At 55.4% G+C, this 25,773-nt stretch carries 24 protein-coding genes and 1 tRNA gene; 3 read left to right on the top strand and 22 right to left on the bottom strand.

The window, feature by feature from the left end; all coding sequences use genetic code 11:
• Positions 1-96: 96 nt before the first annotated feature.
• The 3 genes from J2Y91_RS05115 to J2Y91_RS05105 form a co-directional block, all read right to left on the bottom strand.
• Positions 97-1,374 carry a DUF445 domain-containing protein gene (locus tag J2Y91_RS05115; protein WP_253537575.1) on the bottom strand — a complete coding sequence of 426 codons (1,278 nt, stop codon included), beginning with the start codon at positions 1,372-1,374 and terminating at the stop codon, positions 97-99.
• A 7-nt stretch (positions 1,375-1,381) separates the two neighbouring features.
• Complete coding sequence (locus J2Y91_RS05110) at positions 1,382-2,884, bottom strand: helicase HerA-like C-terminal domain-containing protein (RefSeq protein ID WP_253537572.1); 1,503 nt, start codon at positions 2,882-2,884, stop codon at positions 1,382-1,384.
• Between the two features lie 431 nt (positions 2,885-3,315).
• A complete protein-coding gene (locus J2Y91_RS05105) occupies positions 3,316-3,663 on the bottom strand; it encodes a FaeA/PapI family transcriptional regulator (protein ID WP_048918870.1) in 348 nt (115 codons plus the stop codon).
• Between the two features lie 172 nt (positions 3,664-3,835).
• Here J2Y91_RS05105 and J2Y91_RS05100 point away from each other — a divergent pair, with 172 nt between their 5' ends.
• Positions 3,836-4,570, top strand: a complete 735-nt coding sequence (locus J2Y91_RS05100) for a winged helix-turn-helix domain-containing protein (protein ID WP_062818068.1) — start codon at positions 3,836-3,838, stop codon at positions 4,568-4,570.
• On the top strand, positions 4,563-5,048 hold the full coding sequence (locus tag J2Y91_RS05095; protein ID WP_048917449.1) for a FidL-like protein: 486 nt from the start codon (positions 4,563-4,565) through the stop codon (positions 5,046-5,048). Before J2Y91_RS05100 ends, J2Y91_RS05095 begins: the two co-directional genes overlap by 8 nt.
• Positions 5,049-5,165: 117 nt before the next feature.
• On the opposite strand, the gene J2Y91_RS05090 is transcribed toward J2Y91_RS05095, so the two are convergent.
• The 19 genes from J2Y91_RS05090 to J2Y91_RS05000 all read right to left on the bottom strand — a co-directional run bounded on the left by J2Y91_RS05090 (position 5,166) and on the right by J2Y91_RS05000 (position 25,043).
• Positions 5,166-5,903, bottom strand: a complete 738-nt coding sequence (locus J2Y91_RS05090) for an SDR family NAD(P)-dependent oxidoreductase (protein WP_253537570.1) — start codon at positions 5,901-5,903, stop codon at positions 5,166-5,168.
• Between the two features lies 1 nt (position 5,904).
• A complete protein-coding gene (locus J2Y91_RS05085; protein ID WP_048917451.1) occupies positions 5,905-6,144 on the bottom strand; it encodes an acyl carrier protein in 240 nt (79 codons plus the stop codon).
• Between the two features lie 14 nt (positions 6,145-6,158).
• The gene (locus J2Y91_RS05080) at positions 6,159-6,950 is read right to left on the bottom strand and encodes a hotdog family protein (RefSeq protein ID WP_253537567.1); all 792 of its coding nucleotides are present in this window, start codon (positions 6,948-6,950) and stop codon (positions 6,159-6,161) included.
• Positions 6,947-8,200, bottom strand: a complete 1,254-nt coding sequence (locus J2Y91_RS05075; RefSeq protein WP_253537564.1) for a beta-ketoacyl-[acyl-carrier-protein] synthase family protein — start codon at positions 8,198-8,200, stop codon at positions 6,947-6,949. Before J2Y91_RS05075 ends, J2Y91_RS05080 begins: the two co-directional genes overlap by 4 nt.
• Positions 8,187-9,581, bottom strand: coding sequence for a TolC family protein (locus tag J2Y91_RS05070; RefSeq protein WP_253537561.1), 1,395 nt, complete (start codon positions 9,579-9,581; stop codon positions 8,187-8,189). Before J2Y91_RS05070 ends, J2Y91_RS05075 begins: the two co-directional genes overlap by 14 nt.
• On the bottom strand, positions 9,578-11,509 hold the full coding sequence (locus J2Y91_RS05065; protein ID WP_253537558.1) for an ABC transporter permease: 1,932 nt from the start codon (positions 11,507-11,509) through the stop codon (positions 9,578-9,580). Before J2Y91_RS05065 ends, J2Y91_RS05070 begins: the two co-directional genes overlap by 4 nt.
• Positions 11,510-11,512: 3 nt before the next feature.
• Positions 11,513-12,664, bottom strand: coding sequence for an efflux RND transporter periplasmic adaptor subunit (locus J2Y91_RS05060; protein ID WP_191149828.1), 1,152 nt, complete (start codon positions 12,662-12,664; stop codon positions 11,513-11,515).
• Entirely contained in the window at positions 12,654-14,768 is a 2,115-nt protein-coding gene (locus J2Y91_RS05055; protein WP_253539463.1) for a peptidase domain-containing ABC transporter, read from the bottom strand. The genes J2Y91_RS05060 and J2Y91_RS05055 overlap by 11 nt, the downstream gene beginning before the upstream one ends.
• A gap of 8 nt (positions 14,769-14,776) precedes the next feature.
• Positions 14,777-15,727, bottom strand: a complete 951-nt coding sequence (locus tag J2Y91_RS05050; RefSeq protein ID WP_253537554.1) for an ABC transporter — start codon at positions 15,725-15,727, stop codon at positions 14,777-14,779.
• Positions 15,728-15,732: 5 nt separating this feature from the next.
• Entirely contained in the window at positions 15,733-16,398 is a 666-nt protein-coding gene (locus tag J2Y91_RS05045; RefSeq protein WP_133625004.1) for a DsbA family protein, read from the bottom strand.
• A gap of 74 nt (positions 16,399-16,472) precedes the next feature.
• On the bottom strand, positions 16,473-16,670 hold the full coding sequence (locus J2Y91_RS05040) for a DUF4762 family protein (protein WP_048917458.1): 198 nt from the start codon (positions 16,668-16,670) through the stop codon (positions 16,473-16,475).
• Between the two features lie 88 nt (positions 16,671-16,758).
• On the bottom strand, positions 16,759-17,424 hold the full coding sequence (locus J2Y91_RS05035) for a DNA-binding response regulator (RefSeq protein ID WP_187497119.1): 666 nt from the start codon (positions 17,422-17,424) through the stop codon (positions 16,759-16,761).
• Between the two features lie 23 nt (positions 17,425-17,447).
• Positions 17,448-17,996: a fimbrial protein gene (locus J2Y91_RS05030; protein ID WP_253537551.1), complete on the bottom strand. Its 549-nt coding sequence runs from the start codon at positions 17,994-17,996 to the stop codon at positions 17,448-17,450.
• 9 nt (positions 17,997-18,005) lie between these two features.
• Positions 18,006-19,064 (bottom strand): fimbrial protein, encoded by a 1,059-nt coding sequence (locus tag J2Y91_RS05025; protein WP_099754639.1) that lies wholly within the window; start codon positions 19,062-19,064, stop codon positions 18,006-18,008.
• Complete coding sequence (locus J2Y91_RS05020; RefSeq protein WP_253537548.1) at positions 19,064-19,687, bottom strand: fimbrial protein; 624 nt, start codon at positions 19,685-19,687, stop codon at positions 19,064-19,066. The genes J2Y91_RS05025 and J2Y91_RS05020 overlap by 1 nt, the downstream gene beginning before the upstream one ends.
• Positions 19,688-19,708: 21 nt before the next feature.
• Positions 19,709-20,449 carry a fimbrial biogenesis chaperone gene (locus J2Y91_RS05015; protein WP_413449785.1) on the bottom strand — a complete coding sequence of 247 codons (741 nt, stop codon included), beginning with the start codon at positions 20,447-20,449 and terminating at the stop codon, positions 19,709-19,711.
• A 47-nt stretch (positions 20,450-20,496) separates the two neighbouring features.
• Entirely contained in the window at positions 20,497-22,980 is a 2,484-nt protein-coding gene (locus J2Y91_RS05010) for a fimbria/pilus outer membrane usher protein (protein WP_253537541.1), read from the bottom strand.
• 397 nt (positions 22,981-23,377) lie between these two features.
• Positions 23,378-23,935: a fimbrial protein gene (locus J2Y91_RS05005; RefSeq protein ID WP_253537539.1), complete on the bottom strand. Its 558-nt coding sequence runs from the start codon at positions 23,933-23,935 to the stop codon at positions 23,378-23,380.
• A gap of 595 nt (positions 23,936-24,530) precedes the next feature.
• Positions 24,531-25,043 (bottom strand): YjjA family protein, encoded by a 513-nt coding sequence (locus J2Y91_RS05000; RefSeq protein WP_253537537.1) that lies wholly within the window; start codon positions 25,041-25,043, stop codon positions 24,531-24,533.
• A 444-nt stretch (positions 25,044-25,487) separates the two neighbouring features.
• Between J2Y91_RS05000 and J2Y91_RS04995 the strand changes: the two genes are divergently transcribed.
• Positions 25,488-25,572: transfer RNA gene (locus tag J2Y91_RS04995), tRNA-Leu, on the top strand.
• Positions 25,573-25,773 lie beyond the last annotated feature (201 nt).

The following is a 25,773-nucleotide window of genomic DNA, read 5'->3' as shown; positions in this document are numbered from 1 at the left end:
ACCCCTACAAGATCGGTACAGGCCGCCCCTGATGACGGCGCACCGTTCACTACCCCCTGTAGGGGCTGACCCTCTTTTTCGGTCAGCCCTTTTTTCTTACAGCACCAGCGGCAACAGCGACAGCAGATACAAAATCAAACCAATCACCCCGCCGACCAGCGTGCCGTTAATGCGGATGCGCTGCAGATCGCTGCCGATATTCAGCTCCACCTGATGTGACATATCTTTAGCATCCCAGCTTTTTACCGTATCGCTGATATGGCGGCTGAGAAACGCCGAGAACTCCGGCGCCACGCTGCTGGCGGCGTCCTCCATATGCTGATTAAGCGAGCTGCGCAGCGCGCTGTCCTGCATCAGCGTTTCGCCAAACCACTGCCCGGCGGCGCTCACTTTGGCGTGCAGCTGTGAGTCCTCACGGTCGAGATCGGCCTTCAGCCAGGCTCTGAGATCGCCCCACAGCTGGCTGATATAGCCGTTCAGCGCCTCGTCTTGCTTGAGCCAGGTTTTAATCTCCTCCGCTTTTTCTGCCATTTCCGCGTCGGTGCGCAGGCGGGTAATCAGCCGCTGCACCGCGCGGTTAAAGCCCTGGCGCAGCTGGTGCGACTCATCATTTTCAATCTCGCTGAGGATCGACTGCACCGCTTTCGCCGCCACGCCGGCGCTCTGCTCACCCAGCCACTCGCTCGGCAGCATCTTCTCCTTCAGCGGGTGTTCGCGCTTCAGCCAGCGCACCACCTGCTGGGCGATAAACTCGTGCGTGCCGGGCTTGTTGATCAGCTGCAATACCTGCGCCAGCGCATCGTCCAGCAGCTGCTGGTGGCGGTTATTTTTGGTCAGGCTTTCCAGGATCATCGCGGCCGACTGCGTGAGGTCCACTTTGTCGATCGCCTTGTGGATGGCGCGGCGCATGAATGCCTGAATACGCTGGTCATCGGCAAGGTCGAGAAAGCCGCGCACCATCTTCAGCAGATAGCCGCTGAGGCGGGCAGTATTCTCAGCGCTGCTGAGCCAGCGGGCGATAATCTGCGCCGGATCGTGGCGGCGGATCAGCGCCAGCAGCGACTCGGTGTTGAGGAATTTGTCCTGTACGAACAGCGCGAGGTTATCAGCGATGCGGTCCTTGTTGCGCGGAATGATCGCGGTGTGGCGGCCAACCAGCGGGATCGGCACGCGGCGAAACAGCGCGCTGACCGCAAACCAGTCGGCCAGCGCGCCAACCATCGACGCCTCCGACACCGCCTTAAGTCCGGCTATCCATAGGTTTGGCGGGTAGTACAGCGGCCAGACCACCGTGGCGATAAACAGCAGCGCCGCCACGCCCAGCAGTATCAGCGGCAGGCGCCTGGCCTGCCGCAGTTCCAGTTCCTTATCCATAAACTCCCTACTTGCGGCGGCCGCCCATAATGCTGCCCAATACTCCGCGAATGATTTGATTGGTGATCTGCCGGGCGGCGCTTTTTGCCACGCTCTGCACCACGCCTTCGCGCTTGCCGCCGCGCGGCCCGGTGCTGCCAAACAGGATATCCTTCAGCCCGCCGAGAATGCCGTCATCGACCGCCACCGCATCGCCTTTCGCCGCCGGCGCGCTGGCGCTGTCGGTGGCTGCCTGCACCCCTTTTTGCAGCAGCTCGTAGGCCGACTCACGATCGACCGCTTCTTCATACTTGCCCGACAGCGCCGAGTGATTGATCAGCCCGTTACGCTCATCGTCGGTGACCGGCCCCATGCGCGAACCGGGGGCGATGACCGAGGCGCGCTGCACCACCGACGGGCTGCCTTTCTCATCCAGGAAGGAGATCAGCGCTTCGCCGGTGCCCAGCTCCTGAATTGCTGTGACAGTATCAAACGCCGGATTGGCGCGCATGGTCTGTGCGGCGACCTTCACCGCTTTCTGATCCTTCGGCGTAAAGGCGCGCAGCGCGTGCTGCACGCGGTTCCCCAGCTGGCCGAGCACCGCATCGGGAATATCCGCCGGGTTCTGCGACACGAAGTACACCCCGACCGCCTTGGAACGGATCAGGCGGATCACCTGCTCAATTTTATCCAGCAAAACGGCGGGCGCTTCATCAAACAGCAGGTGCGCCTCGTCGAAGAAGAACACCAGCTTGGGTTTCTCCTGGTCGCCCGCCTCCGGCAGCTGCTCGTACAGCTCCGACAGCAGCCACAGCAGGCTGGTGGCGTACAGCTTCGGCATCTGGTACAGCTTCTCGGCGGCGAGGATGTTGATCACCCCTTTGCCGTCGGCATCGGTGCGCATCCAGTCTTTGATATCCAGCATTGGCTCGCCGAAGAAATACTCGGCACCCTGCTGCTCCAGCGCCAGCAGCCCGCGCTGGATCGCCCCGACCGACGCGCTGCTGATGTTGCCGTACTGGCTCTGGAACGCCTTGGCGTTGTCGCCGATATACTGCGTCATGGCGCGCAGATCTTTAAAGTCGAGCAGCAGCATCCCCTGGTCATCGGCCACGCGGAAGATGATGGTCAGCACGCCGCTCTGCACCTCATTAAGGTTTAGCAGGCGCGCCAGCAGCAGCGGGCCAAGGTCGGACACCGTGGCGCGCACCGGGTGGCCGCGCTCGCCGAAAATATCCCACAGCACCACCGGGTTGCTCTGCGGCGTCCAGCCGCTGACGCCGATTTTTGCCAGCCTGGCGCTGAGCTTTTCCGACTCCGCACCTGCTTTGGCAATGCCGGTCAGGTCACCCTTTACATCGGCCATAAACACCGGCACGCCGATGTTGGAGAAGCTCTCCGCCAGCTTTTGCAGCGTGACGGTTTTTCCGGTGCCGGTCGCCCCGGTGATCAGCCCGTGACGGTTGGCCATAGAGGGCAGCAGGTGCAGTTGGTGTTCGGTGGTCTGGGCAATCAGCAGCGGCTCGGTCATAGTGAGTTATCCATCGGGTTGGAAGAGGAGGGGACCCCTGTAAGCCTGGCAGGCATCCATTTTTCTACAAAAAATACATAACCATAAGGCGATGATGAGGAAATCATCGCGTAGTGTAAAGGATAAATTAATAGCGCTATTTACTCTCTGTCAATGCGGATTTTCAAGCTGTCACGGCAGGGGAGGATGGCGGAGATAATAACAACTCCTCATCTCTTTTTATTTTCATGATGAAAATAAAAGCCAGGAAGGTTAAAAAATGTGCTGGCGGGCAGGGGTGTTTTTTAAAGTTAAATCATCCGTCTTAGACAGGATGTTATTAATAATTACAATTTAAATGAAAGAGCGTTGCACCCCATTTTGGATGCAACGGCTCTTAATGCTCTAAATGCGATGAATATAGCGTGATTTTCTGTTCTAAGAGGGAACATTCATCGCTGCAATATTTTAAGATCCTGTTGGTCCTTGAGTAAGTACCATTTATGATACTTTTTTATTTTATCTCTGCTCACACAGCCGCGTTGTTCTAACGGGAGAAGCAAATGTCTGACTTTGTAAATGGAAATGCCGCATAGGTCGGCAATTTCTCTTGTCGACAACCCCTCAGAAGAGTGCTCTTTTAACGAGTTGAGAATAAAGATCTGTTCGGGGATATTAACCTTTTTAATCTCGACATTGCTAATACCCATTTCCATTGCCAGCATAAGCAGATTTTTAAGATGATTGTGGTGACCTTTGCGTAACTCACCTGAACTGTAAGAACATACAGAGGTTTTCATTTTGCCTACTCCATGGGCTTCAAAGGAAGCTCGTAGTATGAGATCCCAGTAATTCGTTAGCAACATTAACGTGAAATGAAGCTTGAATCAGAAGTTTTATCTAAAATTTATCATTTTTTTATTTTATTGTTCTGTTTTTGGGTGTTCAGTAAATCTAAGTTTGGAGGAGAATATGAGATTCAATATCGAAGGCGTAGTTATTTTTGATACCGAAAAGGCTTTACTTGTCAATCTGCTCACGGGAGATTGTATCGAGTTATCCCAAACATCGGCGCGCCTGCTGGCTGCATTGCTGACGCATTCCGGAGAGGTATTAGCGCGCGATGAGATTTTTCAGTCTATTTTTGATAAGTTTGGCGCACGGGCTTCTAACAGTAATTTGAATCAATATATTTCAATACTGCGAAAAAATTTACATGATTTGGGGATCGAACAGGAGATTATTATTACTGTCCCTCGCGTTGGGTTTACGATCTCGGAACATGCGGTAATTAATGAAGAAGTCAACGCTCCCAATGTCGCTGTCAATCAACGATGGCTGCCTTTTTTATACGAAAAGCTCATCGCGGGTCGGATCTATTTTATGGCCGGAGGGAGTGTTGTTTTTTTAGCATTTATTGTCTTTTTCTTCAGGGTGGAAGAGCACATCACAGAATTAATTCCGTCAAAGATGTCACTGAATCAGTGTAGTTTTTATGTCTATCTTCCCATGTCAATGCAGGATATTCATAACGCTTTTTCTTTGTCCGGAAGAGTGCTGGACTGCTCGGTGCCAAAAAAAATCTATCTTTACAGTCAGGTTATAGAAAGTGATTTAGGTTACCACGTTCAAATTTTGATGGTTGAATGCGAACGAAATGGCAATCGTTGTACCAGTGAGTATATAAGAGAGATTCACAATGCTTAAGCTGTCAGCTTTGCTTGCAATTATTACCTGTCTGCTGTCGGTAGGCGGAGTAATTTATTTTTCCAAGGATCCCGTTTTTATCTGTGAAACGCCATTCACCATGACTCAAAATGTAAATAATGAGGTGATCCGTGCCCAGGGCGTCATGTTTGTCCATGTTGACGGTGATAAACTGTTTATTAAAATGGATGGCCTGCTCACTCACCAAAGCAAAAAGTATATTATCGCCCGCACGATTGAGCTAGCGTATAAACGCTATAATCTTAAGGCCGACCTCTATAAAGTTGTCAGCCTCGACACTGTGCGCGACGACACAGACAATATTGATGATGGGCTGGTCTCGGGCTTGCTTTTCGGTATGAGGCAGAAGGAAAAAATTATTTTCCTTAAGCGTGTCGGGGATAGTGTCATTTTGTTCGGCAATAATACCTTTCCGCAGTTCGGTTGCCTACGCAATCCAGCGGAGGCCCACAGTTAATCCCCTCGCTGCGCTAACAGGAAATTCTCTGTCCAGGTGCAGCAGGTTAACCGCAAGCGGTGGGCCCAATCACAGCTGATGATGCCGCGAAATCAGCTATTTCGCGGCGTGGGTTAATCAGGCCGAGAGCCCACCGTCAAGCACCAGCGTCTGCCCGGTTAAATAGCTGCTGTTATCACCAATCAGAAAGGCGGCGGCCTGGGCCACATCCACAGGGTCGCCCAGCCGCCGCAGCGCGATATTTTGCCGCATCGTTTTCAGTTTCGCGGCGGGCACAGCCTCAATCATTTCGCTGGCGATTAATCCCGGGGCCAGGCAGTTGACCCGAAGACCAAACCGGCCGACCTCCCGCGCCAGCGAACGAGCCATGCCAATCATCGCCGCCTTGCTGGCGGCATAGGCCGTCTGCCCGCTGTTGCCCTGAAGCGCTGTGACGGACGACATCAGCACGATCGCACCGCTTCCCTGCGTCATCATCTCGGCAAGCAGCCCCTGGTGCCAGTTCATCACTGAGACCAGGTTGTTATCAAGAATTGCGCGCCAGTCCTGCGCATTCTGATGAATGTGCAGGGCATCGCGGGCGATCCCCGCGTTATGAATAATGGCGTGCGGTGCGCCAAACTGTTCGAGTAACGACCCGGCGACCTGCGCGACGCGCCCGTCATCCGTGCCGTCGCAGCATACCCCTTCAACCCAGGTGTCGGTGCCCATACTCCGTGCCTGCGCCAGCGTCGGCGCAATGCTCTCTGCGCTGCGGCCGGTAAAGACGATGTTCCACTCGGTCAGCAGGTGCATAACCAGCGCCTTGCCTATTCCCCGGCTGCCGCCGGTTATCAATATCCATTTGTTGGTCATATTAACGCGCCATCTCCTGCTCAATAAGCTGACAAAGCTCTTTGAGGGTCATAAAGGGATGATTGATAAACATATCGGCCGTCAGCGTGACCTTAAACTCGCGCTTTGCCAGCACCATGAGTTCGACATAATCCAGGCTATCCAGCTCAAGCTGTGGCAGCGTCGTTTCTGGCGTGATTTCGCCGGGTTCCAGATCCTTTGCATCGCAGATCATTTCGCTGATTTTGCGGTATACAGTCATAATATTATCCTTATTTATGCTATGGCCACCGGGCCAATCTTGAGAGTGACGGCAGTGCTGATAAAGTGATTGCGCGAGTGGGTTCTGGCTGCAATACGGATAATCGCACCTTGCTGAAGATCGCCGATGACCATCACCGGCAGCGTTTCCAGCGTCAGATTTTCTGCCGGGTCGTGCGGATGCCAGTCTGCCAGCAGGCGGTGGTCAAAAAGGCTTTCCTGATGCGTCTGAATCACGGGAATGTGGGCGAACAGGGCTTCCAGCGTCGTGCCCTGCGGCAGCATAGCGGCGACGGCCTCCTGACGAAGCAGCGCCTCATCCTGAATCAGGTGGCGAAACAGCAGCGCGTCGAGGAAGTGCCAGCGCTGTCCGGCAGGTAAAAGCGAGGCAAACTTCTGCTGAAGTCGCGCCAGCGTGGGGCGATCCAGCTCGCCGCGGCTGACGTTGACGCTGTCGACGTCCGGCAGGGCAGCGGTGGGTGCGATCTGGCAGGTGAGGCAGATTTCTCCGCTGGCCGGGTCGCGAACGATGGCCGCTGCCGCTTTTTTCTCATCGCGTATCAGCTGATAGGGCATGTCACACCACAGCGGTCTGCGCAGGCGTACCGTGCATTTCAGCAGGGGGGCATCGCTGGCAGATGGACTGATTGCGGCTTTAACATCAAGTAACGCGCGCATGCCGTGTACGCTAAGATGCGCTGCGCCCTGTTTTTTTGCCCAGGACGCGTCGAAATGGACAGGATTGTAATCCCCGGAGAAGCCTGCCCAGCCGTGTGCATCGCTCAGGGTGTAGTGCAGCGGCATCATGGGTGTTTTTCCAGAATCAGTGCCGCATTGGCTCCCCCAAAACCAAAGCTCAGGTTCAGCGTGCGGCGAATGTTCCCGGCGCGATGTCCCTCAACGATATAGTCGAGGTCACAGAGCTCGTCCGGCTGCTGATAGTTGGCGGTTGCCGGCATGGTGCTCTGTGCCATCGCCTGCAGACAAACAATGCTTTCAAAAACGCCTGCAGCGGAGATGAGATGGCCCGAGTAGGACTTGGTGCTGGAGACGGGGATCGCATACGCGGCCTCACCGAGCGCCATCTTCAGCGCCTGGGTTTCATTGAGATCGTTCAGCGGCGTTGAAGTGCCGTGAGCATTGATATAGTCCAGCTGCGTGGGCGCCAGCTGCGCCTGATGCAGGGCTTCAGTAATGGTTTTAACGCGCGCGAGACAATCCCCGGCGGGCGACGTGAAGTCCCAGGCATCGGAGAAGTTTGCGTAACCGGTGATCTCCCCGAGGATCGTTGCGCCGCGCGCCAGGGCACTTTCGCGTTCTTCAAGGCAGAGTACCGCCGCGCCTTCGGAGAGCACAAACCCACTGCGGTGGGCGCTGAACGGGCAGCTGGCGCGTTGTGGATCGGACTGCTCCTTACTTAACGCCCCCAGAACGTCGATGTTCCACACCGCGCAGTGGCTGGTCAGCGACTCTCCGGCGCCGGCCAGCATCATTTTTGCTCTGCCGCTGCGGATCACCTCGCAGGCATCGCCAATCACCATTGTACCGGTGGCGCAGGCAGCAATAACCGTATTTTGATAGCCGCTTAGCCCCCAGAACTGGCTGCACGCGGCCGTGGTCACGCTGGGCATCGCGAAGAAACAGTTAAACGGCGAGGTGACGCCGGTGGTGGCAAACTCCTCCTGGGCGCTGTAGCTTTCATCCAGTCCCGCCCAGCCTGTTCCCATAATCACCCCACAATCCAGCGCAGAATAAAATGCCCGCGGCAGCGCCTCACCAAAGGCCATTGCCATCGCCTGGCGCGCCGCGCCGACCGTCAGGCGCGCAAAGCGCGGCAGCTTACGGCGGATCGCTGCGGGCACACCTTTCAGGCTTGGCTCCTCATCGATCAGCCCGAGAAAACGGGTATGGATGCCCAGCTCAGTTTTATCCACGTAGCGGTAGCCCCGGCGGTATTCCATGATCGACTGCCAGCTTGCTGCTGCCGTTGCGCCAAGCGGCGTGACGGCACCGTATCCGGTCACAACCACGCGTTTTCCCTGATTATTTAACGTCATTATTTAATATCCTGTATTGCGTTTTGCCACCCCCCTGCGCCAGCCAGAGCTGAAGCGTGGCGTAGAGGTAATCGTATTGCGTTTGTGCAAGGGTATTTTCCAGCGTCAGCAGATCGTCCTGGGCGTCCAGCAGCGTTTTAAAATCCACCGCGCCAGCGCGATAGCGGCTTTCAGTCAGGGTTAAACGCTGGCGGCCCAGCGACAGCGACTGCTGCAGGCGGCTTCGCTGCTCCGCGGCGCTGAGGCGCTTCTCCATCGCGTTATCCACCTCGGCGAGAGCGGTATACGCGGTGCGGCGAAAAGTGATGGCCGCCTGTTGGATCGCCAGCCCCGACTGCCTGACGGTGAGCTGTGTGGTATTCCACTGGATAAAGGGCAGCGCGAGTGACGTGCCGACGGTGCGAACGGGGTCGCGGAACCACTGGCTGAACGCCTGGCTTCCGGCATTCAGAGCCGCATTTAACGACAGCGAGGGGTAGAAGCTCAGCCGCGAGGCGTCATAGCCCGCCAGTGCCGCGCGCAGGCGTGACTCAGCCGCCTGAATATCGGGGCGATGGGCAATCACCTGCAGCGGCGTTTTTTCCCGCACCGGCACGCGCTGGCTGGGCAGCAGGAAGGCGGCCTCCGCCGTGTGCTGCTCCGCAGGGCGGTTAAGCAGCAGCGCCAGCGCATTGCGCGCGTTTTCACGCTGTTGCTGCAGCGTGCGCAGCTGGTTCTGATGCTCAATCAGCGCCTGCTGAGAGAGCAACACATCCAGCTGTCCGACCTTACCTGCCCTGAACCAGGATGCCACCTGCTGCGCCGTCTGTTGCGCGATCGCCAGGCTTTGTTGCCGGTTGCGGATCTGCTGGTTGTAGAGGGCAATGTTCCAGTAAAGCTGCGCGGTGGTGCCAATGGTGGAGAGCAGCGTGGCCTGATAGTCCTCAGCGCTGGCGACGGCCTGCCATTCACTTTGCTCGCGAATACGCGCCAGCTTGCCCCACAGATCCAGCTCGTAGCTCAGGCTTAACTGGCTGCTGTAGCTCTCGCTGGACGCCGCCGCGCCGCGCAGCCGCTGGCTGTTGCTGGCACTGCCGTTCAGCTCCACGTTTGGCGACAGGTTGGTTGCGGTTAGCCCGGCAGCCACGCGCGCCTGCTGCAGGGTAATGGCCGCGGCGGCCACATCGTTATTACTGGTCAGAACCTGGGTGATGATGCGCGACAGTGTGGGATCGTCGAAACGCTCCCACCAGTTGTCATATCGCCGATCGAACCGATCGGCCCGATCGACAGCGGGCCAGCGCTCGGGCAGTGAAAGCAGCGGGCGCTGATAGTCACTCTTGCCGAGGTGACCGCAGCCGCTCAGCAGCAATATCGCGGTAAGTAAGGCGGGGATCTTCATTCTCGCGCCAGCGCCTCCATCGGGTTAAGCCGGGCGGCTCTGCGCGCCGGAAAATAGCCGAACGTCACTCCAATAGCCGCGGAAAACAGGCAGGCGATGACCAGCGGAAAGAGGGTAAACACCATCGTGAACTCATCCGTTATCAGTGAAAACAGCGTACCTACCAGCCACGAACCGGCGATGCCTGCCAGCCCGCCCAGCACGCAGATGGTGACGGCCTCGATCAGAAACTGATTCATAATGTCCGATGGCCGCGCCCCAACAGACAGGCGAATGCCGATTTCATGGGTGCGTTCCGTCACCGATACCAGCATGATGTTCATCACACCGACGCCGCCGACCAGCAGCGAAATAGCGGCAATCGCCGTAATCAGCAGCGACATCGAGTCCGAGGTTTTTTGCAGTGCCGTTGCCAGCTTATCGTCGGTCTGGGTAAAAAAATCCTTTTTGCCATGACTGCGTACCAGATGATCCACCGCTCTGCGCGTCGCGTCGGCAGGCGACAGCGTCTCCTGAAAGCGCAGAGTGATGGCTTCGAGCGGTTTGTCGCCGGTGATGCGCTGCTGTAGCGAGGTGTAGGGTATCCAGCCGCTGACAAAACCGCCGATCATCTTCGGCCCGGGGCGTGAGGCCACGCCGATCACGCGCCAGGGCGCCCCGGCAATCTGAACGATCTTGCCTAACGGATCCTCGCCATCCGGAAAGAGGGCATCACGGCCGGTTTCATCAAGGATCAACACCGGTTCGCTTTCAGCCACATCCCGTGCGCCAAAGCCGTGTCCCTGTACGAACTGCAGTCCCTGTAAGGCAAAGTAGTTCTGCGACACGCCGTTCAGCATGACGGAAGCGTCGTAGCCTTTGCGCACGGCTGTCGTCATGCTGCTCAGCAGCGGGGAGACGCCCACCACCCACGGGAGTTTTTCCAGGCTGCTGACATCATCCATTGACAGAGCACGTGTCATATCCGGGCGCTGATTGCCCCAGCCGCTACCGGGATGGATTTCCAGCGTGGTGGTGCCGAACTTACCAATTTCATTCATGATGGTCTGACGGGCGCCTTCACCCACGGCCATGGAGGAGACAACGGAGGAGATGCCGATAATAATCCCCAGCATGGAGAGAAAGGCGCGCATGCGGTGCCCGCGCAGGGCGCGCCAGGCCATGCGGAAAGATTCCGTCAGACTGCGCGTCAGCGAGGCACGCCCGTTATCCTGCTCAGGCAGGGAGACGGGCGTAGCTGGCCGGGTCTGACGGGCATCTTTGATGATTCTGCCGTCGCGGATCTCAATCACTCGCTGCGCCTGGCGGGCAATCTGGTGGTCATGGGTGACGATAATCACCGTGTGACCTGCGGCATGAAGCTGATGCAGTACGTCCATCAGGGCTTTGCCGCTGACGCTATCGAGCGCTCCGGTCGGCTCGTCGGCGAGGATGACCTGCGCCCCGTTGATTAACGCCCTGCAGATGCTGACGCGCTGCTGCTGACCGCCTGAAAGCTGGGTCGGGCGATGATGAAGGCGTTCGCGCAGGCCCAGCTTGTCTGCCAGGGAATGAATACGGGCGTGGCGCTCTTTTTCCGGCATCGCGGTATACAGCGCCGGCATGGCGATATTCTCTTCCGCCGTCAGATAGGGCATTAAGTGGTAGCGCTGAAAAATAAAGCCCAGATAGCGACTGCGCAGTTCGGCAAGATGCTGGCTGTCGGCCAGGTGTACCGCCGCGCCATCGATCAGCACCTCGCCGGAGGTCGGGCGGTCCAGGCAGCCAATGATATTCATCAGGGTAGATTTACCGGAACCGGAAGCGCCGACGATGGCCACCATCTCCCCGTGCCCAATGGTAAGTGAGATATCGCTTAACACCGGTAGGGTTTGCGTTCCGGCACGAAACGCCCGGCAGACATGGCGTAAGATGATTATGGGTTCCATGGATTACGCCTGGCCTCCGTCCGGGGTCAGTGCCACCCGATCGCCGGGCTGAGCCCCCGCCAGCACTTCGGCGTACTGACGGTCGGAGATGCCAATCTGTACGGTGCGCGAGTAGAGTTTGCCGTGATTAAAGACGCGGATGCGGTAGTGGTTGGCCTCCAGCGGCTGCCCCAGTGCGGCCAGCGGAATGCGCAGCACGTTGTTCGCTTCAGCAATGCGGATAAACACCTGAGCCGTCATCGAGGTTTTCAGCTCGCGGTCGGCGTTCGGCACGGTAAAGGTGCCGGTGTAATAGACCGCAGAGGCCTGCTGATTGGTGCTATTTCCCCGGCTGTTTTGCTCTTCCAGCGCCTCCTGGGGGGCCGGCTGCACGTAGCCCATCTCACTGTCGTAGCGTTTGTCGGGATTGGCGATAACGTAAAACTGCAGCGGCTGGCCAGGATGGATCTTCTGAATATCCGCTTCGGAAATGCGCGTCTGTACCTGCATGGTGTCGAGATCGGCCAGCACCAGGATCGTCGGTGCGGTTTGCGACGACACAATCGTCTGCCCTTCGCGTGTCACAATACCGAGTACCTCGCCGTCCATTGGGGCGACGATGCGGGTATAGCCAAGGTTCGCGTTGGCCGTTTTCACCGCCATTTCACCCTGCACAATCAGCGCGTCGTTTACCGCAATTTGCTGCTGCTGCGCATCGTACTGTGCCTTCGCCTGTTCAAATTCACTGCGAATGCCGGAGCCATCGCGCATCATCATCTTCTGCCGCTGATACTCCTGGCGGTAGCGCAGCAGCGTGGCTTGCGCCGCCAGCTTCTGCGCCTTCGCGCTGGCTAACTGCGCCAGCGCATTGTTCAGTTCTGACTCCTGGAGAGTGGGATCGATCTCGGCCAGCAGCTGGCCTTTACGCACAGTGTCGCCCTGCTGCACGTAGAGCTTGCGCAGCTGGCCATTCACCTGGGCTCCGACGTTAACCTGCACGGCGGGTTTCAGTATGCCGGTAACCATGACTATTTTTGTGATGTCACCACGTTCAAGCGTTTCAAGCTGAAGGCTTTCCTGTGGGGAAGATGAGGTGTCGAAGGCTGCAATGGCGGCGAGGGTCACGGCTATCGCCAGCACACAGCCTGTCGCTATCCAACGGGGTCTAAGCTTCACGTCGCGGCTCCTGTGGCGTCAGGTGGCCTTCAGCGAGACGATAAACGCGATGAAAACCGGACATCACCTGTTCGCTATGGGTCACGACAATCAACGATTTTCCGTGGCGCTGACAGTGGGCGTGGAGGGCTGCCATCACGATGGCGGCCGTTTCGTCGTCAAGATTGGCCGTCGGTTCATCAAGCAGCAGAACCGGGCGCGAGCTGTACATCGCCCGCGCCAGCAGCAGGCGCTGACGTTGCCCCAGCGACAGAGCGGCATGGCTTTCGCGGATCAGGGCATTAATCCCACCGGGCAAGCCGCGCACCGCCTCCCCGAGCGCAAGCGACTCCAGCAGTGCCTCAATGCGCTGCTGGTCGCGCTCGCGGTAGGCGGCGTCAAACAGGGTAATGTTTTCGCGTACGGAGGCGTTAAACAGGATATCTTCCTGGCTTTGCAGGCAGACAAACTGCGCCAGCTGCTGGCGAGGTAGCGGAATATCACCGGCATAGCAGGTGCCCGCCTGCGGCGAAAACAGCCCGGCAATCAGCCGCAGTAAGGTGCTTTTCCCCGCGCCGGACTCACCGAAAATGGCTATCTGCTCACCGGCCGCCAGAGAGAAAGAGACCGAGTCGAGAATCGTTTTCTCCGCATCCCAGGCATAGCGGATGGCCTCAAAGTGGAGATGTGGCGGGCTGTGCGCCAGGACCGGTTCGGGCGGGGCGGCTTCTGCACCGTTTTCCGCTGGCAGAAACAGGCTGTGCGCGCGGCCGTCAATGATGTGCAGCTGAGACTTCTGGATCACCGAGTAGAAGATGCGCGTAATGTATGAGGTAAAGATCTGGCGCAGAAAGCTGTAGGCAAAAAAATCGCCCAGCGAGATCAGCTTGCTGTGGACCATGGGCAGCACCAGCAGCATAAAAATCACCATCTCTATGCTGCCCGTCAGCTGGTAAAGCCCCTCTTTTACCTGCTGATAGATTTTTTGCCGCTGCAGGCAGGAGAACAGATCGCGGCTATAGGCAGCGAAGGCGATCTGGCGCTGGCTCTCCAGCCCGGCGGTTTTGACCGTCAGAACGCCCTGTAACGTCTCCATAAAGAAATCGTTCAGTGCCGCACCCTTCAGCTGTAGCTGCTGGGTGTACCAGCGATCGCGGATCACCGCCCAGATGCTGATCAGGCCCATGACCGTCACGCCGACGGCAGAGATGGCCGCCAGCAGGGGGGCGATCCAGAACATGATGGCAAGGGAGATGACGGCGATCACCCAGTCGGAGCGCAGACTGTTGTCGAGCTCGATCTTTTGTAGCATTCCCGACTGCCAGGCGGTGAAACGGCTGAAAATCTCCCCCGGCGCGCGCTTTTCAAAAAAGCGCAGCGGGTTGTTCAGCAGACGCGAAAAGCCGAGGCTGCTGTTGATCAGCACGAAGCGTTTGATAAACCTTTCGCTGACGATCCTGACACCCATTGCCATCAGCGTGGAGACAATAAACGCCACGATAAATGCCCCGTAGGGGAAGGTGTCGCTCCCGGTACTGGAGAAGGCCTGGTTAATCGCGTTGCTCACCATCGTTGGCATCAGAAACAGGCTAAGCGACACCAGAAAAGTCAGCATCATCAGCCGGTAGATCCCCGGTACGGCGGCGGTCTCTTTCAGGCTCATAGCACGCGGCGCGCGCGGCGTTTTGCTCTGCGGGGGTTCAGCGATCTGAGCGGTCAGATGCGTGTCGGGATCGACAATCAGGGCATAGCCGCTGATCTCCTGCTTCAGCGCCGCCAGCGGCAGCCACTGCTCTCCTATCGCCGGATTCATCACGCAGGCGTGATTGCCTTTGCGGTAAGCCAGCAGCACAAAGTGGCTGGCACCGTAGTGCAAAATGGCCGGTAGCGGCAGATCCCGCAGCTCAGCATGCTCAAACAGGACCGGCGTAGTGGCCACGCCCAGGCGGGCCATCATCTTCATCAGTGCATCAAGTGAGGTGCCGTGATCGGAAGCCGGAAACAGCTCGCGCAGGGTTTCCAGAGAGACGCGGTGCCCCTGGGTTTGTGCCAGCATCGCCACACAGGCGAGACCGCACTCGTTGGTCTCTTCCTGAAAAATAACATCGGGGATCGTCGTTTTCATCATGATGTTCAGTGATTAATAAAATAGAGAGAGTGGTTGTGCCAGAGCAACCAGTCCTGGGGACGGGTTCGCAGCGTCTGTTCGATAATGCCAGGCAGGGCGCCGGGCACCGCTTTAGCCGCCACGGGGGCATGAATATGGATATGCAGGCCGCGATCGTAATAGAGATGATAAAAAACCACCTGTGCGGAGATGGCAGCAGATAGGCGTACCACGCCGTTGTGTAACTTTGCCGCGCGTCCAAACAGACGGCAGGGCAGCTTAGCCGCCAGCGCGCCCTCTGCCTGCAGGGTATAGTCCGGAGTAATATCCGGGAAAATGATCATATTCTGCTGACCATCGATGACGTCGTTCAGCAGCGACATCAGATCGCCAGCCAGCGCCTTATTCTGCTGATGAATAGAGCAGTAGGAGAGCTGGATCCCACCCAGCGCCCGCGTGTGGCGGTTATAGCGCGCCGCACTGGCGGAGACGACCACGCTGGCTCTCCCCGGCGTCACGCTGGCGCCCACCATCGCGGCCAGCACATCGGAGACGGAGTGTAACGGCGCGAGAATAATCGGGTGCTTTTCGCGGTGCAGCGGTGCCACTACCGCATCAAGCTGTCTGGCGCAGCGCTGGATCTGTTGCAGAAGTGCCGGGTTCTGTCCCCAGGTGGCCGCTTCTTCCAGCAGGCGACGGCGCACCGCAATCCACGCGGCGTTGATCTGCCCAGTCTGCCCCGTCAGACAGCGGTAGTTCTCGGTTGCCACCGCATTTTGCAAACGCCAGCCCCGGCCGACAATACGCAGTGCACAGAGCGCCCTGGCGACCGCGAGTAGCGCGGGCAGATAGCCGTATCGCAAAATTTTGCGCAGTATCACCATGGCCGCGCGCGACCCCAGACTGCGTAATGCAGCAGTCCGCTCAACGCCATTTCTGACGCTAAAGACGATACGGATCAACAGAAGCTTCAGCACTGGGATCACTTATCCTCGCTGAGCAGTTGCCGCATTCGGTCGGCAAACGCCGGGAAATCGCGATCCTGAGCGACGACGTAACGCCGGTTAATAATAAAAATTGGCGTGGAGCGGATAGCGTAATGGCGGGTCACCTCCGCCATATAGTTCAGGCGATTTTTTACTGCGTCACTCTGACTGACACGATGATATTCCCCCACGTCAATATTATTTTTTGTTAGCCAGGCTTCAAGCGCTTCGCCATCGCTGAGGTTAATATTGCGCGTAATGATGGCGTTATAGGCGCTGTCGCGATACTTCTCTTCAATACCCATCTCCTCCAGCGTGGCAAATAGCGGAGCGTAGACGGCCAGGCCATTATCGTCGCTGGTGATGTGAATCGCTTTGAACTGGCTTCCCGCCGGCAGCGAACGTGCGAATTCGGCGAGGTTATCTTCATTCGCGGCACAGTAGTGGCAGCCAAGGGACATCACCTCAATAATGGTTTTGTTGTCCTTAATAGGGCTGTTTTTAACCTCTTCATCGCTGACCTCACGAAAAGCTTGCGTCTGGTTAACGTCAGAGGAAAAAGTATTAAACACAAACAGGTGATAGCACAGTACGGTTATCAGTACAGAGATTATAATCAGCAACAGGGAATAGCCGATAAATGTGCGGCGTTTAATCTGGATAGTCATCTTCATCTCGTTATGAAACAGAAAAATACCCGGAAAAGAGTGACTCCGGGTATTAGCCCTTCAAGGGTTTAGTTCAACACGCCACAATTGCTGCTGGCCGCATCTTTTGAGGTGCTGGAAATAACCGTACCGTGCTTATCGGTGCAGGTTGTTACCAGCTTACAGGACTTCACGCTCCCTGATGTAATCAGCTGATAGGTGCTTTCACAGGTCTTACAGGTGCCACCAATAATGCGTGCGGCTTCAACAGCGGTCACTTTTTTCATCTTTATTTCCTTACTTTAGGTTGATTTTGCAGACAGGTGCTGCGCGATACCGACGGAAAACCCGGCGGTAAATATCGAATTTATTGCTTTATCTTGAGGGCGTAAGCCATTTGAACTTCTCAAAAAGAGCGATGTTGTTTTTTATATTTAGCCTTTTCATTAGCTTGCGCTTTACATAGCTTATTTTTCGGATGTCGGTGTCCGCCTGATGGGCAATATTTGACAGAGATTTCCCTCTCAATATCTCTTCAATTAACCACCACTCATTACAGGAGATTAAATGATGGACATCACCACTGCGTATAGTGTTACGGGTATAATCTATCAGCGAGTAGCTGAACCGGTTTTCATTGGCTTTTTTTTGATTCAGTCCATTAAGAAAAGCAGGGATATGCTCCATTTTTTCATTTTTCATTAACCAGTGCGCCTGTGGAAACAGGTTGTAGATGGTTAAGAAAAATGGCATATGATGATTGCTTAGCATAATGACCAGCTTTTTGTTCTGGTGCTTATAACAACCCTGCATTCTGTTCAGCATCACAAAACGCTCCATAGGGAGCATATCTAAATCGCAGAAAAGCCACAGGTGTTGGTTACCCTCGATCCTGCTTTTAGTTCGATCAATAAGCTGTTCGTAATCATCCGTTAGCGAAAATGACACATTTCTTGTTTCACGAAATAAAGATGAAATGCTCGCCTTCATCCCCTCAAAAAAGTAGGCATTTTCGTCATAAAAAAAACATCGATACGTCATGCTGAAAATCCCTTTTGATGCCGTTACTGATAATTCAATATGTAGTTTGCCGTGGCGGTAAAAGGCCCGGTGGTCAAGGTTTCTTTTGATAGCGCTTCAGGCTCTGCGGCGATAAAAGCTTTAAAGTTCAGCTGCATCATCCCGCTTTTAAGCGTGACAGGAAGCGTTGCCACTCCCAGTTGGATCGGCGTGTTATTTTCTTCCAGCAGTCCGATGCCAATACCGCTGGCCCCATTGGATGTTGAGGGCTTTATCGCCAGGTGGTCTTTCAGATTGGGGTTTTCGCTGCCGCTAAAGGTTACGGTGACGGTACTTGCCAATTGCGGATTACAGTCCTGTAGCTTGAGCGTGAAAGCAATGGGTTCACTTTTCTCAGAGTGGTAAAGATCGCGCGTGGAAATTTTGCCAAAATCTACCGGTGCACTTTCCGATTCCGGAGCGATGCTGCAGGGGATAGCCACCACAACGCCTTTAAAATCCAGCTGGCCACCAATCAGTTCGCCAGCGGCCTGCGCGGGACCCGCAAGAAGCAAAGGCAGCATCAGTACGAGACCAATAATGATATTTTTCATTCTCTTCCCTTACTGGAATTGCGCAACGATAGTTGCCGAGGCGCTGAATTCGCCTTCCTGAATCATCGACGTGGCGCTTTTTGCAATCGGCGCGGCCACGAGATTCCAGTTCCCTTCATTATTGGTAAAGCCCGGAACGTCATAAAAAGTATTGGGGATGATGGCTTTACCCTGACTGTCCTTAAGGGCGATACCCAGCTCGGGACGCGCAGGAGAGCCACTGACGCTGAGATATCGACCGTCGTCAAAAGCCGGCGAGGGCTGTTGAATACCCAGCTTGATATTCAGTGCGCCACTGGCAAAACTTCCTCCCTGGCACTTCACGTGGATCGGTATATTTTGGCTGTAATTAATGCCGTTCAGCTTGCTGCCCGTTCCGGGGATGGTGCCAAAATCCACCACCACAGGCGTGCCCTGATTAATGATGCACTTGTCCGGAACGGTAATGATGGCGGAATTGATGTTGGTGCGCGAAAGGGCCACCGTGCCCTGGTTACCCGCGACGAGGCTGCCGAACAGCCTGGCAATCTCGGTACCCTCCAGCCTGATGCCGTTAATAATGGGTTTGGTCACCATAAAGGTCACGCGGCCCATCGAGCCCGAGTCCATATCGGGCGTTATTCTTGAGGAGGGCGCGGTGCAGCTGTTCGCCAACATATTTGAAACGTTATTAAACGGCACGGCAAAATACTCGCGCCGCGCGCCGCTAATCCAGATCTCAATTTTGACGGACAGGTAGTCATTGAGCTTGAGAAAGCCTGCGTAGCGACTGTCCTGTGGCAGCGTCGCCGTGGAGGAGAAGTAGATAGGCGCATTGCTAATATTGCTGTTGCAAAACACCCTGGCCGAGTAGCTTCCGCTCAGGCTATAAGCGCGCGGGATAGTGGCCCCTATGCGGTTATCGGTAATGTCCTGATTTTCCAGGTTGATGTTGTAGTCATAGGTGCCCGCCGTCGGCTCAATGGCGCCATGAGGCTCGGCGGACCAGGCTAAATGAGGCAGCAGCAGTGCAGCAGCAGAGAGCAGGCCCCGACAGCGTGGCTGGCGTAACAGCGTGGAATTTTTCATTACAGATACTCCATTTTCAGGCGGATCAGACTGCTAAATTCGCCATTGCTGACGTGACCGCCCGTTGATTCCAGCGCGGCCACAAAGTCAAACTCGCTGTCTCCGGCATTGATCAGATAAGATCGGGCTGTTTGATTGAACGCCAGCGCGTTGCCGTTGATATCCAGCAGCCGGATGCCTGCGCCCTGCACGGTTCCGCGAATACGCAGCAGTTCCGCGTTGCTGGGATCGGCCTCTCCCATAAAAATCAGCTGGATAGTTCGCTCACCCGCGGGATTGGCCGCCCTGTTACTGACCACCCGCTTCGCCCCGTTAGGGGCTGGCGCACCGGCGGCTCCTTTCAGGCAATTTTTCAGATTCAGTCTGATGTGTACCGGCTGACTGCGATCGCCAGCCTGATGAAAACGTCCCGCGTCAATTGCGCCCAGCGCAATATCCCGCATATGGCTCTGCGTTATCACCGTACACGGCAAGGTAAGATCCAGACTGTGGAACCGGACAATGCCGTTGACCTCGCGAGTCTGCTCCCCGGCCTTAAGATCTGGCAGCCGTAACGTCTCTGCCTGCAGCGGAAGTGTCAGGCTCATCATCAACAGAGACAGAGATGAAAGTGTGTGGCGCATTGTCGGCTCCCTGTTACCTGGTTACTGATCCTGCTGCGCAGGCGGTAGCGCTTTACAGGTGTTGCCGTCACAGCGGTATTTCAGCTCCGGGTGGCCGCCATAATCGTTGACGTACATCATGGAGAAGGTGCTGACGCTCGCTTCCGTGATAGCAAACTGCTGGCTGGATTTCGGCGCAATCATGATCCCTGGAAAGTGGGTGAGTTTGCGCTTCGCATCGTCCGACAGGCCAAGAAGGGTGATGTAATAAGGCGTCGGATTCTGTGCCGTTATCTGATTGCCGTTTTTCTGGAACACCACCTGGTCCTGCCAGACCTCGCTTTTACTTTTTGGGATCACGGCAGCCGGCCGGTAAAACAGCTTGATGCGTGACTGCATCGCCAGCTGCAGCGTATTCGGCTTATCGGGTTTCGGCGGGATCTCACGCACGTTGAGGAAGAACAGACTCTCTCTGTCCTTAGGCAGCTGCTCTATTCCCGAAGTCTTTGTGACGCGTGCAATTCCCTTTTGCCCGCCATTAATGCGCTGCAGCGGAGGTAAAACCAGCAGCGGTGCCGTGATCTTATTGCCCTTTTCATCCTCTACCCACGACTGGGCAAGAAAAGGAATGGCTGAACTGGTATTCGAGAGATTTACGCTAGCTGAGGCCTCTTTCTCGGTAATAATCAGCCGGGTCCGATCGAGTGAAATACCCGCTACGGCCTGGCCACTGAGTACGCTCAGCGCCACGGCGGCCATCCAATGGGTTGTGTATTTATTCATGCTCATTTTTGACCTTTTATGACTGTGAATTAACATCATGTGCGTGCTTAGCGGCACGGCAGCAGCATGCTGGTGGCTTGCTCGTTGATATCCGACGGCATGGCGATGCGGCACTGATTTTTACCATTCCAGACCACGTTGAGCGTCTCGTCAGGATTGACCCCGGCCAGCCAGGCTTGCCCGTTATCCAGCACCATCGCCACGCTGACACCGTCTGCGTTATAAACCTCGGCACCAAATGGCGGTACGCTATTGTCAGCCAGGCGCAGCGTGGCCATGATTTTCAATCCCCTTGCCATGCCAAAAGCCTGATAGCCGATGGCCCCTTCGGTCAGCGTTGCGGTGGTAATGGCTTTGGCGGGTTCGATGTCGCCATCCATCGCGTCAACGTCAACGCGGGTATCAAAACTGCTGTAGCTCACGATGTCCGGCACCACGGCAATACCAAAACTGTTGGTTCTTGAACGTTTGTCATTAAGCGGCACGCCGCCGATCCCGTTGGTGTCGACCATCACCCGCGCCGTGTTCATGGTGGCTCCGCCGTTGTGCAGCGCCGCGCCATGACGTGTGGCGGTAAAGCCGCCGCGCACTGATGTGCCTAGCGCCACAAAGCGATTTTGCTGGTAGCTGGCATTGGTGTTGATATCTGCCATCTGCGCACGACGCTGGTAGTAGCCGTCAACGCTGGCGTTGCCGTCCTGGCTGGCGCCGCTGCGGATACGCCACAGATTGTTAGCGTCGCTGTTATCGGTGTAGGACGCCATCGGGCTGCTCTTGCCGTTATAGCTCTGTACATCCACACCGGCCCACCGGCTGTCACCTATCGGGATCGAGAGCGAGAGGGCGAGAGAATCATCCGTGCGTCCCCGATAGTCGGAGCGGTATGCCGAAAGATTAGCGCTGATGCCTTTGGTATCCCCCACGCGGAAGCTGCGGCTGACAGACATGCCGTAGCGCTCCCTGCGTTTGTTTTCCCAGTAATTTTGATGGGTGTAGGACAAAAACAGTGTGGTAGCCTGGTCCGCGCTATCCGGCCAAAAGGTTTTATTGGCGGTGATGGTGTACAGCTCTTTTTCACGGCCAAAAAACGGTGAGTCCTGATAGTCGCGGTAGCGATCGTCGAGGTATTGCGCCATCGTTCGGTAATTTTTTTGCGAAAAGCGGTAGCCTGCGAAGGTGATCGCACTGTGGTATTCGTCAAAGGTTTTCGCATAGCTCAGCTTCCAGGAGGTGCCGGTAAGACGCTCGCCATCACGCTGTTTACTCAGGGATTGGGTGGCATCGACAGAAAGGGCCCCCAGCACGCTCAGGTCGCGCCCGACGCCCACTGTGGAGGCGGAAAATTCCTCACCAGACGTTTGCAGCCCGCCGTATAACGACCAGGCATTACTGACCCCCCAGGAAAAATCCCCGGAAATGAACGAAGGCCCCTGCAGCTTATGGCTGTAAGTCGACGGCGTGCCGCCGGCAAGGTTGTAGCGTACGTATCCCGGGCGCGTCAGATAGGGAATGTCGGCGGTATTAATCTGGAAGGTAGACACCGAGCCGTCCTGCTCTTCGACGCGGACGTCCAGCGTGCCGCGCACCGAGCTGCGCAAGTCCTGAATATTGAACGGTCCCGCAGGCACGGTGGTTTGGTAGATAATACGACCGCTCTGGCTGACCGTTACGGTGGCGTTCCCGCGCGCAATTCCCTGAATTTCAGGCGCGTAGCCTTGCAGGGCGGGGGGGAGCATGCGTTCGTCACTGACGAGGTTTGCCCCGGTAAAACGCACCGTACTAAAAACCTGCGAATTGAGCGAGATTTCACCCAGCGTCAGTTTGGCCGCCATCATCGGCAGGGGACGATAGGCGTAAATCTGATTCCAGTCGAAAGCAAACTGGTGATTGTCACTGTAATAGCTGGTTTGATACTCACCGCGCAGACGCCACGCGCCAAGATTAGCGCCGGCCTGGCCGTAGCCTGATACCGTGCTGTAATTATGGCTGTCGTCGAATTGTCGGGTCATTTGTCCGTTAAGACTGTAATCAAAAATCAGCCCGGCGATGCCGTTATCCCAGCGCTCGGGGGGCGTCCAGTCAGGATCGTCGTATTTCATCCATGCCTGGGGCACGGTAATGTCGAGCGAACCGGCATAGTTACTTAATTGCACACCCGGCAGCGTTTGCAGCGAGTAGCAATTCTCATAGGGCTGGGCGACCTTCAGCCGCGCTTCTTCTTTCAGCGCCAGCTTATTCAGCAGGCTGCTGCTGATGCAGGGCTGGGCACTTTTTCCCTTTGCGGTTTCGATATAGCGAATTTTTTCCTGATCCAGCGACTTGCCGTTAACGCGAATATCAAGCAGGTAGCTGCCAGGCGAGATGTAGTTATCCGTTGAGAAACGAGATAAATCGATATGGGTACGATCGGCGGTATCTAACACGTCGGTATTGAATTCAACGCTATCGTCAGCATATATTGCCGTGGCGTAGCAGACGCTGATTGCCTGCAAAATGGCCGCGGTTGATTTAACTCTGAAAGTTCCCAACATGATTTCAATCCTGGAAAAAATGTTTAAATGCTCTGCGTTTCATAACGAACTTTTCAGTACGGATAGCGTAAACCTACCCCCCGAAAACAGATGCCTTCCGTAATATCATCGGGGTGTTTTTTTATTGGCTAGCGCTCTCAATGATAAGTGTTTTAATGCTCTGAGTTTAATTTTTCTGCTCTTTGCTGGGGTTCTTTTTTGTGGTGATATTTTATTTTTCCGTTTATGGCCCGATCGGGTCTGACTTTTTCCTGCTTCAGCGCGCGCAGAAAAAAGAGCAGTGAGACGCTCATCGCTACTTATTGCGTTGCCGATCTCCATTCTGACTCTCCCTGGCATTGCCATCGAATGTGAAAATGTGCGGGGGGATCCCCCCGCACTGTATCTTTATTGCGTATTACTGGTAGGCGATTTCGAAATTAATTGTCGACTCGAAAGAACCTGCTGTAACCGGGCTGTAAGCAACATTATTCTCAGTATCTGTGGTTTTTTCTGAACGCAGGAAAGCAACAAACGGAATGGTCGTCGTGCCGTTAACCAGCTTCACGGATGCAGTAGGCTGGCCCCACTTAACTTCCTGGTTAGCGCTGTCCAGCAGGCCGATACCCGCGCCAGAGGCAGTACCCGAAGTAAATGCTGCCAGTGAGTCATCAACGGCATTTGGGCTGGTTGGGTTATAGGTGACAACAGCACTTTGCGCTATGGTGGTGTCGCAGTACTGCAGTTCAATATTTTTCTGAACGCTGGCTGCACGCTGGCCATTTGCCAGTGCTGATACAGGAACCTGGTAGAAATTAACGTTCACTGGACTGGAGTTTGCAGAAAGACCACAGGCGGTATTAACCAGTTCACCTTCGAATTTGATCTGCCCTGTGGTGGTATCAGCGGCAAAAGCAGCCCCAGAGCTCAGAGCAGCAGTGAAAGCAGCAGCCATAACTACTTTAGTCATTTTCATAATTCATCCTGTTTATATTAAAATCCTGAGAAATAAAGAGTCACAACCTCACGATCAATCTATAATTCGATCCTTGTCAGGTGCTATCCGTATTGTTCGCTTAAGTGATGTTTCGCCCATCCCTTGTAAATCAGTAATGAGTGAAAGTGCTTAACCGAACTGGAAAGGATGCTATCAAAATAAAGAAAATCCTAAAAGAGTTGCGCACTAGCTCAGTGATATACGCCATCAAAATTTAAGATCGGGGTCTTTTTCTAAGGTATATCTCGCGAAGAGGTTAGAATAATCCTAAGTTGTGAGTTATCCGATTGTTTAAAGTTAGACTGAGGTGTTTTACCCGTTTTTTTTAAGATGTTTCGGGTCGTATGGGCTGGTGAGGGGGTTTTAAATCTGCTGAATTACAATTCATACCGATGCCAGATGGGGTAATAAGTGCTTGCGGAGACGCCCTCGAGGAATATTTTAGCGACGGCTTACGATGAGAGATATCCCTGTAAATTACAGGGCTAAAAAGTGGCATTATGTGGCTCGGGTTATTTGCCTGGTACTGCAGAGAGAGGCGGGGAGGGGACAGCCTCACCGCCTGAGAGAGAGGTTACGAGATAAACTGTTTACCCTGTTTGAGAACCAGATCGCAGGCTTTGGTTTTCACCTTCTTGCCGATGGCGGTATCGCCCAGCGACTTCAGGTCAACCTGCTGGTTGTTGCTGGTATTCAACAGGCCCATTAGCCCCTGTTTGTAGTCGGTGGTTTCCTGCTGCTTCTGGCTATCCGCAAGGCCCAGCTTGCCGAGCAGCTTATCCTTCACCGAGGAGACATTGTTATCCACGATGTTGTTCTGCACGCAGTACTGCAGCACGCCCGCCGCATTGGTCATGGTGCCGGAGCTGAGCGACTGGCTGCCGCCGTTCAGCAGCCCGGTGAGCGCGCCCAGCGAGGTGCCGCTCTGGGTGGTGGTAGTAGAAGAGGCGGAATTGCTGTTGGCGTTCTGCCCCAGCGCGCTGGCGGCCGAGTTAAGCTGATCCTGCCAGCTGGCAGCCCCCGCCGCAGCGGTGAACAGGGCGGTGGAGAGGGAGAGTGCCAGAACAAACTGAGAAGCTGCTTTCATGAGGTGACCTATACAATGTGATGTGGCGCGCAGCCCTCCGTGGCGCTGCAACGATAGCTTCCCTTTCGGACCCTGTTATCCGCGCTGAGTTCCTTTAGGAATGTTCCGTAACTCATGCCGCCACCTCCCCCTACGCCCTGTTTTTGTAGGGGCCGACCGCTTTTAAGGTCGGCCCGTTATACCCCCATCACCCACCGTTTTCCGTTTTTGGTCAGCCATTCTCACACCTGTCACCCACCGTTTTTGCTGCTGCCGACCGTTTTTATGCTCGACCATCCTCCCACCTGTCACCCCCCGTTTTCGTAGGGGCCGGGCATGCCCGGCCCGTTATTCTCTGACCCCAGCGCGTGTTTTTTCAGCACTCACACCCGGCACGTGCGGAATGGGGTTGCGTATACAGGGGGTAACGGTATAATCCACAACGTTTTCCGCATACCCTTCAGTGCCGAAGTGGCGAAATCGGTAGACGCAGTTGATTCAAAATCAACCATCGAGAGATGTGCCGGTTCGATTCCGGCCTTCGGCACCATATGCAAAAACTAAGTCACCTGAGGGTGGCTTTTTTTTGCCTTAAATCAATTGGATATCTTAATATCTGTTCTTTTTTTGTTCGCATGGTATCTGTTGGTATATCGCATGCTGCGGGATACTGATTTCTATACCGAAAGTTCGATTTTAAGCGGTATACGGTTTTGAGTAATGGGTGTCATTAAATGAAACAGAACCTGAT

It is taken from the genome of Erwinia aphidicola (assembly GCF_024169515.1).
GTDB lineage: Bacteria > Pseudomonadota > Gammaproteobacteria > Enterobacterales > Enterobacteriaceae > Erwinia > Erwinia aphidicola.
Note: the sequence above shows the minus strand (reverse complement) of the source record. Positions and strands in the feature narration are given on the sequence as shown.

Bases quoted from the DNA above. Each gene is read 5' to 3' on its own strand.
- J2Y91_RS05010 (WP_253537541.1), bottom strand. From the start codon at position 22,980: ATGTTGGGAACTTTCAGAGTTAAATCAACCGCGGCCATTTTGCAGGCA.
- J2Y91_RS05080 (WP_253537567.1), bottom strand. From the start codon at position 6,950: ATGATGCCGCTGCACTACACCCTGAGCGATGCACACGGCTGGGCAGGC.
- J2Y91_RS05020 (WP_253537548.1), bottom strand. From the start codon at position 19,687: ATGCGCCACACACTTTCATCTCTGTCTCTGTTGATGATGAGCCTGACA.
- J2Y91_RS05065 (WP_253537558.1), bottom strand. From the start codon at position 11,509: ATGGAACCCATAATCATCTTACGCCATGTCTGCCGGGCGTTTCGTGCC.
- J2Y91_RS05015 (WP_413449785.1), bottom strand. From the start codon at position 20,449: ATGAATAAATACACAACCCATTGGATGGCCGCCGTGGCGCTGAGCGTA.
- J2Y91_RS05035 (WP_187497119.1), bottom strand. From the start codon at position 17,424: ATGACGTATCGATGTTTTTTTTATGACGAAAATGCCTACTTTTTTGAG.
- J2Y91_RS05005 (WP_253537539.1), bottom strand. From the start codon at position 23,935: ATGAAAATGACTAAAGTAGTTATGGCTGCTGCTTTCACTGCTGCTCTG.
- J2Y91_RS05055 (WP_253539463.1), bottom strand. From the start codon at position 14,768: ATGAAAACGACGATCCCCGATGTTATTTTTCAGGAAGAGACCAACGAG.
- J2Y91_RS05115 (WP_253537575.1), bottom strand. From the start codon at position 1,374: ATGGATAAGGAACTGGAACTGCGGCAGGCCAGGCGCCTGCCGCTGATA.
- J2Y91_RS05025 (WP_099754639.1), bottom strand. From the start codon at position 19,064: ATGAAAAATTCCACGCTGTTACGCCAGCCACGCTGTCGGGGCCTGCTC.
- J2Y91_RS05070 (WP_253537561.1), bottom strand. From the start codon at position 9,581: ATGAAGATCCCCGCCTTACTTACCGCGATATTGCTGCTGAGCGGCTGC.
- J2Y91_RS05100 (WP_062818068.1), top strand. From the start codon at position 3,836: ATGAGATTCAATATCGAAGGCGTAGTTATTTTTGATACCGAAAAGGCT.
- J2Y91_RS05030 (WP_253537551.1), bottom strand. From the start codon at position 17,996: ATGAAAAATATCATTATTGGTCTCGTACTGATGCTGCCTTTGCTTCTT.
- J2Y91_RS05075 (WP_253537564.1), bottom strand. From the start codon at position 8,200: ATGACGTTAAATAATCAGGGAAAACGCGTGGTTGTGACCGGATACGGT.
- J2Y91_RS05095 (WP_048917449.1), top strand. From the start codon at position 4,563: ATGCTTAAGCTGTCAGCTTTGCTTGCAATTATTACCTGTCTGCTGTCG.
- J2Y91_RS05085 (WP_048917451.1), bottom strand. From the start codon at position 6,144: ATGACTGTATACCGCAAAATCAGCGAAATGATCTGCGATGCAAAGGAT.
- J2Y91_RS05040 (WP_048917458.1), bottom strand. From the start codon at position 16,670: ATGAAAAAAGTGACCGCTGTTGAAGCCGCACGCATTATTGGTGGCACC.
- J2Y91_RS05000 (WP_253537537.1), bottom strand. From the start codon at position 25,043: ATGAAAGCAGCTTCTCAGTTTGTTCTGGCACTCTCCCTCTCCACCGCC.
- J2Y91_RS05110 (WP_253537572.1), bottom strand. From the start codon at position 2,884: ATGACCGAGCCGCTGCTGATTGCCCAGACCACCGAACACCAACTGCAC.
- J2Y91_RS05090 (WP_253537570.1), bottom strand. From the start codon at position 5,903: ATGACCAACAAATGGATATTGATAACCGGCGGCAGCCGGGGAATAGGC.
- J2Y91_RS05105 (WP_048918870.1), bottom strand. From the start codon at position 3,663: ATGAAAACCTCTGTATGTTCTTACAGTTCAGGTGAGTTACGCAAAGGT.